This is a genomic window from Pseudoruegeria sp. HB172150 (assembly GCF_013184805.1).
Classification (GTDB): Bacteria; Pseudomonadota; Alphaproteobacteria; order Rhodobacterales; family Rhodobacteraceae; genus Psychromarinibacter.
Map to the genome: position 1 here is coordinate 510,081 of NZ_JAATNG010000002.1, position 17,901 is coordinate 527,981.

The window sequence follows — 17,901 nt, forward strand, 5'->3', positions numbered from 1 at the left end:
TTGTTAAAGCCCGTCGGCATTTCGATCTTGCCTGCCTGACGGGTCCGGGTCCATGAATTGAGAGGCAGGTCGAAAGCACTGTTGCGGCAAAGCCAGAATTGCAGGGTTATCAGGCTGGAAGGCTGCGGGAAGCTCTGCTAGAGGAGGATCCGAATGAAACTTCCGTCGCGGCATCGGACCTGTGGCAGAACATTGAGGCCCTGTGAAAATATCAGTCGTAACAGCGGTTTATAACAGGGTGGACACGATCGCGCAGGCGATCCAGAGCGTTCAGTCACAGACCTATTCCGACATCGAGCACATCATCCAGGACGGGGGCTCGAATGATGGCACTTTGGAGGTCGTCGAGCGCCTCATACCCGATCGCGACCTGATCCAGACCGGGCGGGACGGCGGTATATACGACGCAATCAACCGCGGCATTCAGCGGACGACGGGTGATGTCGTCGGGTTAATGCATTCCGACGATTTCTTTGCCTCGCACGCGATCCTCGAGCGCGTAGCAACTGCCTTTGCAAATCCATTGGTGCAGGGTGTTTACGGCGATCTAGACTATGTTTCGGCAGCAGATCCAAACCGGATCGTGCGGCACTGGCAGTCCGGGGACTACTCTCAGAAGCGTTTGCGGCGCGGCTGGATGCCGCCGCACCCGGCCTTGTACCTGCGAGCTGACGTCTACCGCCGATGGGGTCTTTACGATACCGCCTTCAAGATTTCGGCGGATTACGATGCTGTCTTGCGGTATCTGACGAAAGACGGGATGAGATTGGCATATGTGCCGGAGGTTTTCGTGAAGATGCGTGTTGGCGGCGAAAGCAATCGATCACTCGAAAGGATCATGCTGAAAAGCCGCGAGGACCTACGGGCGATTCGCAAAAACAGGGTAGGGGGCGTCGGAACACTGGCCATGAAGAACCTGAGCAAAATCCCCCAGTTCGTGACTGCAGGTTTCCGCTCGGTATGACGAAGACGGCGCTCATAACTGGCATCACCGGGCAGGACGGGTCGTATCTTGCAGAATTCCTGCTGAAGAAGGGCTATGAAGTTCACGGCATCAAGCGCCGGGCGTCGTCGTTCAACACCGAGCGGATCGACCACATTTACCAAGACCCGAACCAACCCGACCCTCGGCTGATCCTCCATTATGGCGACCTGTCCGATACGTCCAACCTGACGCGGATCGTCGCCGAAGTACGCCCTGACGAGGTGTACAATCTTGGCGCTCAAAGCCACGTCGCAGTAAGTTTCGAAGCACCGGAATACACGGCGGACGTGGACGGCATCGGCACATTGCGCCTACTTGAAGCGATACGTTTTCTGGGGCTCGAGAAGTCAGCACGTTTTTATCAGGCTTCGACGTCCGAGTTGTACGGGTTGGTCCAGGAGACGCCGCAGACGGAATCCACACCGTTCCACCCGCGTTCTCCGTACGCAGTGGCAAAGCTATACGCCTATTGGATAACCGTGAATTACCGCGAAGCCTACGGGATGTATGCCTGCAACGGGATCCTCTTCAACCATGAGAGTCCGCGGCGGGGCGAAACATTCGTCACGCGAAAGATCACCCGTGGCCTGGCGAACGTGGCGCAAGGGCTGGAGCCTTGCCTTTACATGGGCAACCTCGATGCTCTGCGGGACTGGGGCCACGCGAAGGACTATGTACGGATGCAATGGCTGATGCTGCAGCAGGACAGTCCGGAAGATTACGTGATCGCGACCGGTCAGCAGTACTCGGTGCGTGAATTCGTGCGCTGGTCAGCGTTGGAATTGGGACTGGATCTGGATTTCGAAGGCACCGGCGCTGAGGAAATTGGGCGGGTAGTCGGCAAGAAGGACAATCTGGCCCCGGCCGTTGAGGTGGGTGATGTGGTTCTAAGGATCAACCCGCGTTACTTCCGCCCGGCTGAGGTGGAGACGCTTCTGGGAGACGCGTCGAAAGCCCGGGATAAGCTGGGATGGACGCCAGAAATCACAACACGGGAAATGTGTGCCGAGATGATCGCGGCCGATCTGGAAACCGCACGGCGTCACGCATTCCTCAAGGAACACGGTATGGCGGTTCCGGTGTCCCTCGAGACCTGATGGTCGATCCGGAATAGGAGCGGTGTGCATGAAGGTCTTCGTCGCAGGGCATCGCGGCATGGTCGGCGGCGCGATCCTGCGCCGTCTGCAGGCGCGCCGGGAGGGTGGCGAAGCCGTCCAACTCGTCACGCGAACGCATTCCGAGCTGGATCTGAGCTGCCAGGCGGGGGTGCGAGAGTTCTTTCGGGCCGAAAGACCCGATGCGGTAATCCTGGCGGCGGCCAAAGTCGGCGGAATACTCGCCAACAACACCTATCCCGCGGATTTCATCTACGAGAACCTGATGATCGAGTGCAATGTGATCCATCAGGCGTTCGAGGCGGGTGTAACTCGTCTGCTCCAGCTCGGATCCAGTTGCATCTATCCGCGCGAGGCGCCGCAGCCTATGCGCGAGGACGCGCTTTTGACCGGTCCGCTAGAACCCACCAACGAGCCATATGCAATCGCCAAGATCGCCGGGATCAAGCTGTGTGAAAGCTACAACCGACAGTACGGCGTCGACTACCGTAGTGTCATGCCCACCAACCTTTACGGCCCAGGAGACAATTTTCATCCGGAGAACAGCCACGTGCTGCCAGCTCTGATCCGGCGGTTTCACGAGGCGAAGGAGAGCGGGCTGGAATCGGTGTTCATCTGGGGCAGCGGCACTCCGCGGCGTGAGTTCCTGCATGTTGATGACATGGCTGGGGCGGCACTGTTCGTTCACGATCTGCCACCCGATGTCTACCGCGCTAATACCGAACCGATGCTTAGCCACATCAACATTGGCTGCGGCAAGGATGTTTCGATCTGGAACCTGGCGGAACTGGTTGCAGAAATCGTCGGTTACGGCGGCCGGATCGAGCGTGACGACACGAAACCGGATGGTACGCCGCGCAAGCTGATGGACGTGTCGCGTCTGGTGTCATTGGGTTGGAAGCCAAGGATCGGTTTGCGAGATGGCATTGCGGCTACGTACGATTGGTACCTTGCCAATAACGGGCAGACGCGTGACTAAGATCGCTGGAAATGCCGATGCTCAGCGAATGGTCCGTACTTCCGACCGATCGAAGGTAACGAATGTGCAGCGAAGAGCGGAGATTTGTCGGTCCGATGTTCGAGTACGATGGCTCCGAAGCTCTCTCGCTCTGTCCGTATGTGAACATCTGGTTGTCGGCAGCCAATCTTGAGATGCGATTGAGTTTTTGATGAAACCGACCTTCATTTTAGGATTGGGCGCACCGAAGTCGGGTACAACTTGGCTTTATCGCTACATCAATGCGCTGCCCGTTTCCAATCTCGGTATCCGGAAGGAGTACCGCGTTCTGAACGCGAGAGTGTCCGTTGACCCCGCCAAGCGCCGCGTCGGACTTGGAAAGATTTTCGCGAACAGGCTGGGTCCAATCCCGATGCCCTGCTACGCGGAAATCATTCGTTTGCCGATGCTGCGGATCGATGGCTTCTATGAATGGTACTTTCGCCGACTGATCTCCGGGGCCATGTGGATGACCGCGGATATCTCGCCGGGATACATGACGATGACCGAGGACCAACTTGAAGCTGCTGCCGAACGCCTAAAGCGGGCCGGCTTTGACGTGAAGGTTGTCTTCCTTATGCGCGATCCTTTCGAGCGGTGCTGGAGCGGGGCGCGCATGCGTAAGCGAAACGGACTGGAACCATTTTCGTCTCAAACTGACGAGCAGAACCTCAAAGCAATCTTGGAAGACGAGAACGTGGTAGCGAGAACCCGGTATGAGTTGACGGTTGCCGCGGTGGATGCAGTTTTCTCTGAAGATGCTGTGTTCTACGGTTTTTACGAAACGCTGTTTTCTAAGCAGGAGATTCAGCGTTTGAGCGACTTTCTGGGCGTCAAGCCGGATTTCTCGATGCTGGACGCTCATTACAACAAATCGCCGAAAACTGAGAAGATCGGCGAGGATCTTGTCAGCCACGCTACCGACATATTCAGAGAGACATATGCTTTTTGTAACACCCGTTTTCCGGTAACGACAGAAATCTGGCACTAATCGAGTTTGAAGGCTGCGCCGATTACGCAGCAATTCTTGCGAATTGCCAACTCGATCTGTAACTAAATGACCATGCCGGCGAATTGTTCCGGCATCGAGAAGGCGGCGTCTCTGACGCATCCGGCGAAGCCGTAAGGGGCATATTTAGACTACTCATTGGTACCGCTCCTCAGAAACTCAGGACGCCGTCAACTCACTGTTCTCGAATACGGCCACGTAGTACCTCGTACCGAAATGTACCATCCGAAATCCGTGGGCGTAGAGAAAGTCCGTAACGGGAGCGAGGGTTGTTTCTTTGGACGCGCCGCGTTCAGGTCCCAGCGCTGCGGCTATATAATGGATCCGTTTTAGGGCATTTTCCGACCCAGCCAGAACTTCCGGTTCGGCACCTTCCGCTTCCAGCTTTAACAGTTTGATCGGCGCTTCGTTGGGAATGCCTTCGACAAACTCATTCAGAGTCGTGGCCTCGACTTCAAGAACCTGGTTGGCATTGCCCGGGTCGATGAGTGAGGAGTCTCCTGATTCGTTTCTGTCGAAGAAGCGCAGGACGCCTGGTTTGTCGGAGAGCGCCTTGTTCACTGGCGTCATCGCAGCAGTGCAGTTCGCGACGAGTGCCTTGAACTCGCGCGGGTCAGGCTCGAAGGAATACGTTCTGGCACCTTTAGAGGCACAGTAGATACTGAATTCTCCAATATTGGCGCCGCAATCGAGCACGATATCACCAGGTTCGATCGTCACTGCGCCTCCGATGTAGGTTTGTGCCAGACCGTTTTGGCGTTTGTCGATGCCTTCCGCCTGCATCTCGAGGCGCTCACGCCGAGCTACGTAGATTTGCTTTTCTCCGTCTTTGACGAGAAAAAGCGAATTGTCCTCATTGAATTCGATCGAGACCGGGTTCGATTGCCCCCTGCGCAGGAACAGGTTCGCTATCCTGGAATAATTCCTGGCGAAGATTTTGTTGTCGTCCGACTTTAGGAACAGTCCCGATGTTCTGCGGGCCAGAGATCCTATATACATCCGAAAAGTGTATTTCGCGGATATCATCACGCCCTCGATCCGTTTTTTGCGAAGCCTGCGTCAGCAGTTGCTCTTCAGGGCATCTGACCATAACCTCTTCGGCCGTTCCACACGAAAACTCGAATGTCCAAGCCATTCGTCCCAAGTGGCGAAATGGCGCCGCGTTGAGGTTGCCTGTGGAAAAGCCTACAGTTCTCGGCGCAGTCCTAGGACCGCTGTACGGTAAGCTGCGGAGATTTCGTCCCGCCTAAGATGACGCCCTTCGGAGACCAGTTTTCGACCGCCGGACCAGACCGCGTCGACAAATTCACGCCCGCCAGCAAAAATGAAGGTGTCGAGGGCCGTGTCTCCATCCAGCCCTTCCAAATCCGGATGGGTTTGGTCCAGCGATAGTAAGTCGGCCCAGCCGTCCAACTCGATCCGCCCGTTGCCGCGGTTCGCGGCCCGAGCTCCACCGGCGCTCGCGTCTTCCAATAGGCGTCGTCCGGTTGACCGACTTTTCGTGGCAAGCGCGGCGCGGGTGTGATCTCGGAGCCGCTGGCTTGTGTCGAGTTGGCGCAGTTCTTCAGCCAATGAGATCCTGATGTTGCTATCAGATCCGATTGCGAATGCGCCGCCTGCTTCAGTCCAGCGTACTCCGTCGAAGATTCCGTCGCCGAGGCTCGCCTCTGTTAACGGGCAGAGCCCCGCGACAGCTCTTGTCGCCGCTAGGCGCGTCGTTTCCTGTGGTGTCATCTGGGTGCAGTGAATCAGACACCAGCGCCGGTCCAGTGGGATGTTATCAAGCGCCCATTCCACCGGGCGAACGCCATAAGCGGTCTCGATCTCTTCGACTTCGGCAACTTGCTCTGCCAAGTGCATGTGCACTGGTCCGTCTGGCGCCATTGAGGCGATTAGTGCGATATCGGCGGGCTTGACGGCCCGCAGGGAATGCAGCGCCGCACCAAGTGTTGAATCGTGGGGCAGGGCGGCAATCGAAGCCGCTGCGTCCTCCATGAGCCGCGAAAACCTTTCCGGGTCATTCCCGAACCGGTTCTGGCCCGGATCAAGCGGGCGACCGTCGCAACCGCCGTACTGGTAGTGGACGGGCAATAGTGTGAGCCCGATTCCACTTTGGTCCGCGGCAGCCGCGATCCTTTCACTCATTTCTCCGAGATGAATGTAGGGCGTGCCGTCGTGGCCATGATGCAGGTAGTGGAACTCGACGCTGGCACCGAAGCCGGCCTCTAGCATCTCCATCTGGACATATGCCGTGATCGCCTGCACCTGCTCAGGTGTTAGCTGTTCCAGAAACCGGTACATAAGGACCCGCCACGTCCAGAAGCTGTCCTTCCCAGAGGGGCCGCGGCGCTCTGTCAGACCTGCCATTGCGCGCTGAAAGGCATGGCTGTGGCAGTTCGCGGGAGCAGGCAACAGCAGCTCAACGTGGTCCCCGTCTGCAGGAACTCCAGCTTGGATATCGGCGATCCGCCCCTCCCGAACTTCTAGCCGCACATCCCGCATCCAGTCAGATCCAACCAGCGCCTGCTTTGCCCAGATCACCTGCATCGCCAATAACTCCGATTGACAGATAATATGTGCATACATAATCATATTTCGTATGAACCATTCAAGGCCGGTAATTTCATGCTTTTGACCAATGCACGCATTGCGACTTTTGCAACTTCAGATCGTTATGGCCTTATCGAGGAAGGGGCGGTCGCGCTCGAGGAAGGTAGCATCGCTTGGGTCGGCCCACTGGAAGAGCTGCCGAAGAGGTACCGTTCCAACAATGCAGAAGACCTGGGCGGACGGCTTGTCACGCCAGGGCTCATTGATTGTCACTCGCATATCGTTTTTGGCGGTCACCGGGCGGCTGAGTTCGAATTGCGGCTGGAAGGCGCGAGTTACGAAGAGATCGCTCGGGCGGGTGGCGGCATCGGCTCCACAGTAGGGGCGACACGCGTAGCGACGGACGCGGATCTGCTGGCGGGTGCGCTGACCCGTGCCGATGCGCTGATCGCGGAAGGTGTCACGACTTTGGAGATCAAATCTGGCTATGGGCTAGATACCGAAACAGAGCTGCGCATGTTGCGTGTGGCCCGTGAGGTCGGACGGATTCGGAATCTGACTGTCAAAACCAGTTTCCTTGGCGCGCACGCTGTACCGCTGGAGTATTCGGGGCGCGCAGATGCCTATATCGACGAGGCGGTGATTCCTACGCTCAGAGCCGGGCACGAGGAGGGGCTGCTCGACGCTGTTGATGGTTTCTGTGAAGGCATCGCATTTGACCCGGCTCAGATGGCACGGGTGTTCGATGCGGCGACGTCCCTCGGCCTGCCGGTCAAACTGCATGCCGAGCAACTGTCGCATCTCGGAGGCACGAAACTGGCCGCCGAATATGGTGCCCTTTCCGCGGACCATGTGGAGTATGCCACCGAAAATGACGTCATCGCACTGGCCCGCGCCGGAAGCGCCGCTGTTCTGCTGCCTGGCGCGTACTACACCCTGCGCGAAACGCAGATGCCGCCAATTGCCGCGTTCAGGTCCCACAATGTGCCAATGGCTGTCGCCACGGACTGCAACCCAGGGTCCTCGCCACTAGCTTCGCTACTATTGGCTATGAACATGGCGTGCACGCTGTTTCGATTGACACCTGAGGAAGCATTGGCCGGCGCGACCGTCAACGCCGCGCGGGCATTGGGCCTGACAAATCGAGGCATGTTGCGGTCAGGTGCATGTGCGGACCTTGCTGTATGGGACGTAGAGACCCCTGCAGAGCTTGCCTATCGCATCGGCTTCAATCCGCTTCACCGGCGCATCTGTGGGGGAGAAGGCTGATGGCAGACCTCATTCCTGGTGATACGTCGCTGGCGCAACTCGAAAGCATCTGGCGGGATAGTGATACGGTGCGGCTCGATCCTGCGGCGCGGGACGGGGTCGAAACGGCGGCTGCCATGGTGCGCGATGCGGCGGCGGGGGAAGCGGCGGTCTACGGCGTCAATACCGGCTTTGGGAAACTCGCCAGCGTCAAGATCGCGCCCGGAGATACAGCGCGGCTGCAGAGAAACCTGGTTCTCAGCCATTGCTGCGGCGTTGGCGATCCGCTCGACCCGGCGACCACACGGCTAATGATGGCACTGAAGCTCCTTTCGCTTGGGCGTGGTGCAAGCGGTGTTGCCTGGGAAACCGTGGCGATGATTGAGGCGATGTTGGAACGGGACGTTTTGCCGGTAGTACCCGAGCAAGGGTCAGTCGGGGCATCGGGCGACCTGGCACCACTGGCGCATCTTGCGGCCGCGATGATCGGCGAAGGCGAAGCTTACCTCGATGGTGAAAGGTTGCCTGCGCGTGACGCGATGAAGCGTGCCGGGCTGACGCCGATCGAACTTGGGCCGAAGGAAGGGTTAGCACTCATCAACGGCACGCAGTTTTCGACCTCGTCGGCGCTGGTAGGCCTGTGGCGGGCGTGGGACAACCTCCGCGCAGCCGTGGTGACGGGCGCGTTATCGACCGACGCGATCATGGGTTCCACTGCGCCGTTGCTGCCGGGGATCCACGCGCTGAGGGGGCATGCCGGGCAGATCGAGTTCGCCCGGGCACAGCGCGCGTTGATGGCAGGGTCAGAGATCCGCGAAAGCCACCGCGAAGACGATTCAAGAGTGCAAGACCCGTATTGCATTCGCTGCCAGCCGCAGGTCGTAGGCGCCGCGATGGACCTGTTGCGTTTTGCTGGACGAACACTGGAGATCGAAGCGAATGCAGTGACCGACAATCCGCTGGTCATTGTTGAGCAAGGGCGCATTGTCTCGGGCGGGAATTTTCATGCAGAGCCTGTTGCATTTGCAGCCGATCAAATCGCTCTGGCTGTGGCAGAAATCGGGTCCATCGCACAGCGCCGTGTCGCGATGATGGTGGATCCGACGCTCAGTTTCGACTTGCCGCCATTCCTTACACCGGACCCGGGTCTGAATTCCGGCCTAATGATCGCGGAAGTGACGAGTGCCGCGTTAATGAGCGAAAACAAGCATCTCGCCAACCCGTGCTCCACGGATTCCACGCCCACTTCCGCCAATCAGGAAGACCATGTCAGCATGGCGGCTCACGCAGCGCGGCGGCTGGGCCGGATGAATAGAAATCTGTCCGGCATCTTGGGGATCGAGGCTATTTGCGCCTCACAAGGCATAGCATTCCGTAGGCCGCTAAAGACCAGTATGCCGTTGCAGAGTGTACTCGAACGACTGCAGGAAGCCGTACCGCAGGTTGCCGAGGACCGGTTCTTGGCACCTGACCTCGAGCGGGCGGCGGAACTCATCCGGAACGGAGGCCTTGTTCAAGGACTGGAGTTGCCCACACTGGAGAAGCGCGCATGAATCCGGTTGAGGTTGTGCAAGGCGACGGCCCGGTTGTTCTCGGCCTACCCCATACGGGCACTTGGCTGCCAGACGAAGTATTGGCCAAACTGAACGAGCGTGGCAAAGCGCTTTCGGACACCGATTGGCACATTCATCGCCTCTATGACGGGCTATTGCCTGGGGCCACGACCGTGCGCGCGACATTCCACCGGTATGTGATTGATGTAAATCGCGACCCGTCCGGTGTCAGCCTGTACCCCGATCAGAACACGACTGATCTTGTTCCGCTAACCGATTTCGACGGTGAAGGGATCTGGATCGTCCCGCCCGATGCTGACGAGATCGAAGCACGCCGGTCTGCATTCCATGCTGTCTATCATGATGCTCTCGCAGCGGAACTGGAGCGCGTGAAGGCGCGCCACGGGGTGGCGATCCTATACGATTGCCACTCGATCCGTTCGCATATTCCATTCCTGTTCGACGGTAAGCTGCCGGATTTCAACATTGGAACCGACTATGGAAAAACTTGCGATCCCGCGATTGAGAGTGCAGTGGTTAAAATCTGTTCGCAAGCAACGCCTTATACAACGACCCTCAACGGCCGGTTCAAGGGCGGCTGGACCACACGTCACTATGGAAAAACTTCGAACGGATGTCATGCGATCCAGATGGAACTAGCTCAGTCGACTCACCTGACCGAAGAAGCTCAGCCCTGGACCTATGATGTGTCCAAAGCAACGATCTTGCGCAATCACCTGAAAGAAATACTCGACGCTTTGGTTGCTTTAGCTGGAAGCCTGGGAGGAAAACCATGACTAATCCCCGCCACAACCTTCGGGACGTCTATCCGCCGACTGGTACCGAGATTACCGCTAAAAGCTGGCTGACCGAAGCGCCTATGCGGATGCTGATGAATAACCTGCACCCGGACGTTGCCGAGAACCCACATGAACTAGTGGTCTATGGCGGGATCGGGCGGGCGGCGCGGACTTGGGAGGATTTCGACCGAATCGTTGCGACGCTGAAGTCGCTAGGAGAAGACGAGACGCTACTCGTTCAGTCTGGCAAGCCGGTGGGGGTTTTCCGTACACATGCGGATGCGCCGCGTGTTCTGATCGCGAATTCCAACATCGTGCCGCATTGGGCAAACTGGGATCACTTCAACGAACTCGACCGGAAGGGGCTGGCCATGTATGGCCAAATGACCGCCGGATCTTGGATTTACATTGGATCTCAAGGTATTGTCCAGGGAACTTATGAAACCTTTGTAGAGGCAGGGCGGCAGCATTACGAAGGCGACCTTACAGGCAAATGGATCCTGACTGGCGGTCTCGGCGGCATGGGCGGCGCACAACCCTTGGCAGCAGTTATGGCGGGAGCCTGCTGCCTGGCGGTCGAATGTGACGAGACGCGGATAGATTTCCGTATGCGTACCAAGTACGTGGATACCAAAGCTCATACATTGGACGAGGCGCTGGATCTGATCCGGCAATGGACTAAAGCCGGTGAGGCGAAATCGGTTGGGTTGCTGGGGAATGCGGCGGAAATCTTTCGGGTACTGGCCGAACGTATGAAGGTTGGCGGAGAACGCCCTGATATCGTGACGGATCAGACCTCTGCGCATGATCCGGTGCATGGCTACCTGCCGCTTGGCTGGACGGTCGCCGAATGGCGGGCAAGGCAGGAAACTGCGCCGAAGGAGGTCGAGGCGGCGGCGCGGGCCTCGATGAAGCAACACGTTGCGGCGATGGTGGACTTCTGGAATTCGGGTGTGCCGACGCTTGATTATGGCAACAACATCCGGCAGGTCGCGCTTGAGGAAGGGCTGGAGAATGCGTTCGTCTTTCCGGGCTTCGTGCCGGCCTACGTACGGCCGCTGTTCTGCCGAGGCGTCGGACCGTTCCGCTGGTGCGCTTTGTCGGGCGATCCTGAAGACATCTATAAGACCGACGCCAAGGTGAAGGAGTTGATCGACGATCCGCACCTTCACGCCTGGCTCGACATGGCGCGAAAGCGGATCAGTTTCCAGGGGCTGCCGGCGCGGATCTGTTGGGTCGGGCTTGGACAGAGGCACAGGCTGGGGCTGGCGTTCAACGAAATGGTCCGGACAGGTGAGCTGAAGGCGCCGGTGGTGATCGGGCGGGATCACTTGGACTCGGGGTCGGTGGCGAGTCCGAACCGTGAAACGGAGGCGATGAAAGACGGGTCCGACGCGGTATCGGATTGGCCGCTGCTGAATGCCCTGCTGAACTGCGCCAGCGGGGCGACCTGGGTCAGCCTGCACCATGGCGGTGGAGTGGGTATGGGCTTTAGCCAGCATGCCGGGATGGTGATCGTTTGCGACGGCACAGAGGAGGCAGGTCGGCGGCTGGAGCGGGTACTTTGGAACGACCCGGCGAGCGGTGTTATGCGGCACGCAGATGCGGGCTACGAAGAGGCTCTGGATTGTGCCAGGGAGCACGGGTTGAGATTGCCGGGGATCCTTGGATCGTAGGAGCCCCCGATGAATCAGGACGTCAATTCGTGGCGCGGCGTACAAGCGGAGTTGCTCCGTCGCATCAACGAGCGTGAATGGGTGCCGGGCAGCCTGCTGCCCACGGAGGCCGAACTGGCCGGCGAGTTTGGATGTGCTCGGACGACCGTTAACCGGGCGATGCGCGAACTTGCCGAAGCTGGATTGCTTGACCGCAAACGACGGGCTGGAACGCGGGTCGCTCTGCATCCGACCAGCAGGGTTGTTCTGGATATCCCGATCATTCGGCAGGAGGTCGAGCAGCGCGGAGCCCGGTGGCACCATGCGCTCCTGGAACAAAGAACGGAACCGGCGCCGACGTCGGTGACGAGCCGTATGGACCTATCGGCGGGCACGAAGATGCTACATGTCCGGTCGTTGCACTTTGCGGACAACCATCCATTCCTGCTGGAGGACCGATGGTTGAACCTGGCGGCGCTGGCAGATGCGGAAACTGTGGATTTCGGAAAAGTGACCTCGAATGAGTGGCTGATTCAGAACGTACCCTACACGACGGGCGACATTTCTTTTTCCGCGATAAGTACCGACGCCGACACCGCGTCTCTTTTGGAGGCGCAGGAAGGCGAGGCCGTATTCGTTGTAGACCGTCTAACTTGGAACGAAAGAGAGCCGATCACGTCGGTCCGCCTGACCTATGCGCCTGGGTACCGATTGAACACGCGAGTCTGATCGACGCAAATCTCCCTGTAATCTCCCTGTTTCCTGCAAGATTCGGCTGTGATCCTGTGGCACTTTTTCCTGAATAGAGCCAGTCGGACATGGTGACCGCATTGGGGCTGTCTTGGTAGCACGAATTGTGCAGCCTTGCGTGGGATTTCCACAAGAACACTGTCCTCGCCGTCCGGTCGAGTTTCGTGCTCTTGAGGTTTATCCGCTGCTCAGGCGCTCGTGAAAGCAAGTCACCGAGGGTAGAGCCGTGTCTGTGCGTCTACGCGCGGCCTAGCCCAAGTGGCGGCGTGTACGGAGGGTGCGGGCCGGAAGACCGCCGGTATCAGATACCGGCGCATTCCGGTCCGGCCCGACATCAAGGACAGCAGCCCTCTGAAGCTCAACGTCCGGTCCGTTGGTTCGTTAAGTAAAGGGGCTGACCGCTCAATCGCTACCGGAACTCAGCGCGAGCAACTTCCTTTCTATCCGCCAGGCAAACTGCGGCCGAAGAGGTAACCGGGCGTTTAAGCATGTTTTCGGACGAAGCGTGCTCAGAAGCGAGCTGGAGTTCGGGAAGGGTCTCGTAGGTAACGAGCGTGTCGGCAACAAAGCGGAAGCCGCGACCGTGGTAGGTGCGGATCACCGTCTGCTCTTTTCCGTTATCCGCAAGCGCTTTTCGAGCCGATTTTATTCGGCTGCTTAGGGTGGCGTCCGAAACTAGCCGGCCGTCCCAGATGGTTTCAAAAAGCTCGTCGCGAGTTACAACGCGGTCTCGATTCTGCATAAGAAAAAGGATGAGGTCAAAAACCTGTGGCTCGACCGGCTGCTTGACGCCGTCGCGATACAGGTCACGGCATGCGACATCCACATAGCTTTGCTGGAACCAGATTATTTGACGGCGTCTTGGCATGTGAAACTCCTCGGATGTCCTGGGCCCCAGGACCACCTATTGCGTTATGTCGAACGGATGCGGGCAAGTCCGCGATGGCAGGGAACTAGCCAATTGACGCGACGGAAGCTTCTCTGAGTTGTCCCGACACTGTAAGAAACTGTGTCAGGTTTTCGGTGCTCGACGTTGCGGACTTGCTCACTTTCCGCTTCGCTGGTGTGGACCGGTTTTCCTCGAATCGAGCGTCTCCAGTGCTCACGCCTGCACAACTTCTCCTAGTAGTTTCCAGATTGCCTCCAAGCTTTGGCAGCGGTGGATCTCTAAAATTGTGCCTGCGGCGTCCGGTCTCTTGGCGATAGCCACCACTCACAGCTCATCCGGAACATGTGGAACGGATGTTCTTCTGCCATTCGACCGGGCGCCAGCGGTCGTGGGGCCCCGCAGTAGAAATAGCGGGCTGAAATGTCCGCTATGTCGAAGCTTTGGGGGTGGAATATACATTTTCTTACACCTCTGCGACAGTTCGGGGGAGTCTCAAGCAGGGATTTTCGGGTAGATTTAGCGCGGGTTGGGTGCCGGCAGAAGTCTATCTTCGCATGTCTAGAGATCTCATGATTGTTCGTGGGAGCCAGTCAGGGGTGTGCCAAAATGGCTAGCTGCGGATACTTCACGAGGTCGACATTTCACTTGTCGGAATCTTGGTTGTGTTAGTGAGGGATTTTGTATGACAGAAGACAAGGAAGCGAATTGTAACGCGGATCTGTCCGACATGAACCGGATACTACTGGTCGACGATGAGGACTCGATCCGTGAGCCGCTTGCGGCGTACCTTACTGCGAACGGATATCAAGTCGAGCAGGCGGCTGATGCGACGGAAGCGCGTAGCACGCTGGATCGGCAGGCATGCGATCTTGTCGTGCTGGACATCATGATGCCGGGCGAAGATGGGCTGAGCCTTTGCCGCTCAATCCGCGAGACCCACAAGGTGCCCACGATTTTGCTGTCGGCACGGGGCGAGGAGGTTGAAAGGATCATCGGGCTGGAGATTGGCGCCGACGACTACGTGACCAAGCCGTTCAACCCGCGCGAGTTAATGGCGCGGATTCGGGCGGTGCTGCGACGCAGTCTGGAAAAAGCAGGCGCCGGTTGGACTGAAGAGCGGGGGAACGAACTTTCATTCGGTGGCTGGGTCCTAAAGCTCAACGAGCAGGTATTGATGGATCGCGAAGGCGTGGCGGTAGCGCTGTCGACCGGGGAATTCACATTGATGCATACCCTGCTGTTAAGGCCGAGGACCATTTTGAGCAGAGAACAACTGCTGGATGAGACCCGCGGTCGTTCGGCAGACGTATTCGACCGGAGCATTGACAACATGATCAGCCGGCTTCGGCAAAAGATCGAGGAGGATCCGAAGAACCCGCAGATCATTAAGACGGTCTGGGGCGCAGGGTACATGCTTGCCGAAGACGTGCGGGGGCAATGAGGCCGGCATGGTCTCGCATACGCGAGGTTAGCCTGCGGGCGCGCCTGTTGACGATCTTCGTGATGGGCCTGTGGTCGGCGCAGATTCTGTTCGTGCTGCTCGATTCTGCATTCAAAGAGGCGCGATATCACCGCCTGATGAAAGAGCGCGCCATAGAAACGATGGCTGAGCAAGCCGAGGCCATCGTTGCATTCCCTGGAGCTACCCTTCCGGTACGCCGCAGCATACCGGTTACGCTCCGTTCCAGGGTCTGGGCTTCTGAGAAGAGTGCATTCGAGTCACTAGTTGTTCCTAGAGACCCGCAACTTGAGAATTGGTTTCGATCGGTGCTGATGGACAAGGGCATCGTCGTGGACGAATTGCATGCCGCTTATGCCACGGATGTCGAGACGCCGGCGTCGGTTGAAGCGCGCGCAAGGTTTGCCGGTCCACGCGAATTGCCTACCTATACGTATATTGCTTTACAGGTCAGTGGTGCCACCGGTTGGATCAACGGTCAAATTGCCTCCTACGCGCGACCCGATCCGGTAACGATGCATGACATACTGCTGAATCTGCTTATCTTTGCGATGGTTGGCGGGGCTGGCGTAGCCCTGATTACAAAGCAGATCACGAGCGCACTCGTCGATCTGAAACAAGCCGCGGAGAATTTCGGTCGGCCGAACGCAGAGCCAGTCGATCCCGAACGTGGCCCGGTCGAATTTCGTGAGGCGATTGTCGCGCTCAACGAGGCGGGGGAGCGGATTGCCGAGCTTCTGGATCAGAAAAACGTTATGCTCGGCGCGATCAGCCACGAACTGCGCACGCCTCTGACATCACTTCGGTTGCGGCTTGAAGGATTGCAGGATGACGAGGAGCGTCATCGCGCCATCACCACCGCCGAGGAAATGGCACGCATTCTGGATGAAATCCTCGAACTCGCTAGGGAAGGAAATAGCCAGACCGCCGGCGCCCGCTACGACCTGAGCGCGATGCTGGTCGACGTGGTCGCAGATGAACAGGAACGTGGGCGCGACGTTTCGCTGACCTGCCACGAGCGTCTGGTGGCGAAGATCCGGCCTGCCTCCATGCGAAGGCTGCTACACAATATCATCGGAAATGCTGCTGTTTATGCCGGATCGGCGCGTGTCAGCGCCTGGCGGATAGGTGAAGTGATCCACATCGTCGTTGAAGATGACGGTCCAGGCATGACGGAACAGGACCTGCAGACAATGTTCACACCGTTTCAGCGCGGCGAGGCTTCGCGAAACCGCAGCCTGGGCGGGGCAGGCCTGGGATTGGCGATTGCCCGGGCCATTGCACGTGCACATGGAGGCGACATCAGTATTTCCAATCGAGACCCGCACGGTCTGCGCGCTGAGATCTCGCTGCCGGGGTGAATTTCTGGTCTGATGCCTCTCGGCGCCTAGTTGTAGGATTCGATTTTTTCCGCCGACAGCGCATAGCCGATTTCTGCGAGCTGGGTGCCCGTAGCGGCGGTGCCAAACATCCCGGTGACATAGACCGGTTCGTAAAGGCCTTTACTTTCAAATGGACTTTCAGTTGTAACGAAGACGAGCTGGTTCGCGGGCGGTGGCGGCACGTGAATACAGGCACCTACGAAAGGTGCCAGAATGAATGCGGTTATCCCGGTAGCATCGAAGTCGAGCGGAACGACAAAACCCGGCAGCCGCACGATCTTCCCATTGTAGGCATTGGTGACGGCAGCAGCTTCTTCCTGTTCGAAGCCAGTTGTCAGTTCGCCGTGCTGTACCACGCCCAACTTGCGGAGCGCATCGAGTTTCACGCCGCCATCACCATCGGGGATCAGATCGGCCCATTCTAGCTCGACCACATCGCCGGCCGCGCGGGCAAGCGAAGGTAGTACGGGCAGCAAAGCAATCTGGCCTAGGAGCGAGCGGCGGTTGGGGTGCATCAGTCGAACCTTTAAATTCGGAATCCCAATACGGATCACTGTTCCGGCAAGCTCATTGTTTGCGCCAAGGTGACATACTGGTTCACGGCGAACAGGTCGGCGATATCAGCGAATTTGTGCCCTCGCGCGGCTTCGGCCATCGCTTCCGACTGGCTCCAGTCGCTCTGGAAACCGAACTGTCGGGCGACAGCGGGAGCGAGTTCAGGTGCCTCGAGAAGGACATCCGTGGTGATCTGGCGGATTGCCTGGCTGGTTTCCGGCGCTCCGGCTCTCGCCAGAATAGCAAATGATTCCAGGATTTTCTCTCGGGTACTGAAAGGGATCGTATCACTGCGCAGGTAATCGTTGGCAATCTCCTCGGCCGCGACTGACCCATTCAGTTCCACCAGCGCAGAGGAATATGCGCCAAGATACGGCAGGTCCGTATCAACGTTGTTGTGCAGGCCGGATTCCAATACCTCGGTCAGTTCGATTCGCCCCGCGAGTCCGGCTAGCAGGATTCGGATCGGGAGCAGTTCAGGATCACCCGTTGCGATATCCTCGCCGCTTGGCAGATGCTCAAGATTGAGTTCGCGCAGCACGCTATAGTCGGCTCGGTCCAGTTCCTTCAGGGCCAAGGTGCGCACCTCCTGCGACGAATGGTCGAGCAAACTGGCGAAGAGCTGGAAACGTTCCTGCTCGTCACCGAAGCTCCAATTCGGAAGCTGTGGCACGATCTGTTCGATGACTGCCTGATAGGAGGGATCCAGATACGCCGCATTGTACCATGCGGCGTCAGTTCCAGGCTGGGAAGCATCCTCGTAACCTGAGACCTTAACAAGGAGGACACTGTCTTGTGGATTTTCAGCAAGCTTGTCCATGATGGCATTGTCTACCGGTAACTCGATAGTGTCAGTCCGCGTTGGTCCGGCGAGAGTGTCGGTAACGCGGTATCGGGTGGTGTCGCTAGCGTCGGCGCGGGCTAGGACGATGGCTTCACTACCCAACAGGACAT

Annotated in this window: 16 protein-coding genes; 11 read left to right on the forward strand and 5 right to left on the reverse strand. The window is 58.2% G+C overall.

The window, feature by feature from the left end:
- The first annotated feature begins 202 nt into the window (after positions 1-202).
- The 4 genes from HCO70_RS14240 (at position 203) to HCO70_RS14255 (ending at position 4,088) form a co-directional block, all read left to right on the forward strand.
- On the forward strand, positions 203-964 hold the full coding sequence (locus HCO70_RS14240) for a glycosyltransferase (RefSeq protein ID WP_172297229.1): 762 nt from the start codon (positions 203-205) through the stop codon (positions 962-964).
- Positions 961-2,082 carry a GDP-mannose 4,6-dehydratase gene (gene gmd / locus HCO70_RS14245; RefSeq protein WP_172297231.1) on the forward strand — a complete coding sequence of 374 codons (1,122 nt, stop codon included), beginning with the start codon at positions 961-963 and terminating at the stop codon, positions 2,080-2,082. The genes HCO70_RS14240 and gmd overlap by 4 nt, the downstream gene beginning before the upstream one ends.
- Before the next feature lie 28 nt (positions 2,083-2,110).
- The gene (locus HCO70_RS14250; protein ID WP_172297233.1) at positions 2,111-3,079 is read left to right on the forward strand and encodes a GDP-L-fucose synthase; all 969 of its coding nucleotides are present in this window, start codon (positions 2,111-2,113) and stop codon (positions 3,077-3,079) included.
- A 190-nt stretch (positions 3,080-3,269) separates the two neighbouring features.
- Complete coding sequence (locus HCO70_RS14255) at positions 3,270-4,088, forward strand: sulfotransferase (protein WP_172297235.1); 819 nt, start codon at positions 3,270-3,272, stop codon at positions 4,086-4,088.
- A 177-nt stretch (positions 4,089-4,265) separates the two neighbouring features.
- On the opposite strand, the gene HCO70_RS14260 is transcribed toward HCO70_RS14255, so the two are convergent.
- The gene (locus HCO70_RS14260) at positions 4,266-5,132 is read right to left on the reverse strand and encodes an FkbM family methyltransferase (protein WP_253913312.1); all 867 of its coding nucleotides are present in this window, start codon (positions 5,130-5,132) and stop codon (positions 4,266-4,268) included.
- A 159-nt stretch (positions 5,133-5,291) separates the two neighbouring features.
- Complete coding sequence (locus tag HCO70_RS14265; RefSeq protein WP_172297239.1) at positions 5,292-6,653, reverse strand: formimidoylglutamate deiminase; 1,362 nt, start codon at positions 6,651-6,653, stop codon at positions 5,292-5,294.
- Positions 6,654-6,731: 78 nt separating this feature from the next.
- On the opposite strand from HCO70_RS14265, the gene hutI reads away from it, so the two are divergent.
- The 5 genes from hutI to HCO70_RS14290 are packed head-to-tail and all read left to right on the forward strand — an operon-like array spanning position 6,732 to position 12,641.
- On the forward strand, positions 6,732-7,925 hold the full coding sequence (hutI, locus tag HCO70_RS14270) for an imidazolonepropionase (protein ID WP_172297449.1): 1,194 nt from the start codon (positions 6,732-6,734) through the stop codon (positions 7,923-7,925).
- Positions 7,925-9,457, forward strand: coding sequence for a histidine ammonia-lyase (hutH, locus tag HCO70_RS14275; protein ID WP_216665436.1), 1,533 nt, complete (start codon positions 7,925-7,927; stop codon positions 9,455-9,457). Before hutI ends, hutH begins: the two co-directional genes overlap by 1 nt.
- Positions 9,454-10,254 carry an N-formylglutamate deformylase gene (gene hutG / locus HCO70_RS14280; protein WP_172297241.1) on the forward strand — a complete coding sequence of 267 codons (801 nt, stop codon included), beginning with the start codon at positions 9,454-9,456 and terminating at the stop codon, positions 10,252-10,254. The genes hutH and hutG overlap by 4 nt, the downstream gene beginning before the upstream one ends.
- Entirely contained in the window at positions 10,251-11,933 is a 1,683-nt protein-coding gene (hutU, locus tag HCO70_RS14285) for a urocanate hydratase (protein WP_172297243.1), read from the forward strand. The genes hutG and hutU overlap by 4 nt, the downstream gene beginning before the upstream one ends.
- Before the next feature lie 9 nt (positions 11,934-11,942).
- Entirely contained in the window at positions 11,943-12,641 is a 699-nt protein-coding gene (locus HCO70_RS14290; protein WP_172297245.1) for a GntR family transcriptional regulator, read from the forward strand.
- A gap of 430 nt (positions 12,642-13,071) precedes the next feature.
- Here HCO70_RS14290 and HCO70_RS14295 read toward each other — a convergent pair whose 3' ends face one another.
- Positions 13,072-13,530 (reverse strand): winged helix-turn-helix domain-containing protein, encoded by a 459-nt coding sequence (locus HCO70_RS14295; RefSeq protein ID WP_172297247.1) that lies wholly within the window; start codon positions 13,528-13,530, stop codon positions 13,072-13,074.
- Between the two features lie 703 nt (positions 13,531-14,233).
- Between HCO70_RS14295 and HCO70_RS14300 the strand changes: the two genes are divergently transcribed.
- Entirely contained in the window at positions 14,234-14,992 is a 759-nt protein-coding gene (locus HCO70_RS14300; protein WP_253913283.1) for a response regulator, read from the forward strand.
- A 47-nt stretch (positions 14,993-15,039) separates the two neighbouring features.
- Entirely contained in the window at positions 15,040-16,371 is a 1,332-nt protein-coding gene (locus HCO70_RS14305; RefSeq protein ID WP_172297249.1) for a sensor histidine kinase KdpD, read from the forward strand.
- A 26-nt stretch (positions 16,372-16,397) separates the two neighbouring features.
- On the opposite strand, the gene HCO70_RS14310 is transcribed toward HCO70_RS14305, so the two are convergent.
- Positions 16,398-16,946: a DUF3299 domain-containing protein gene (locus HCO70_RS14310; RefSeq protein ID WP_371742226.1), complete on the reverse strand. Its 549-nt coding sequence runs from the start codon at positions 16,944-16,946 to the stop codon at positions 16,398-16,400.
- Positions 16,943-17,767 (reverse strand): hypothetical protein, encoded by an 825-nt coding sequence (locus HCO70_RS14315; protein ID WP_172297253.1) that lies wholly within the window; start codon positions 17,765-17,767, stop codon positions 16,943-16,945. Before HCO70_RS14315 ends, HCO70_RS14310 begins: the two co-directional genes overlap by 4 nt.
- Positions 17,768-17,901 lie beyond the last annotated feature (134 nt).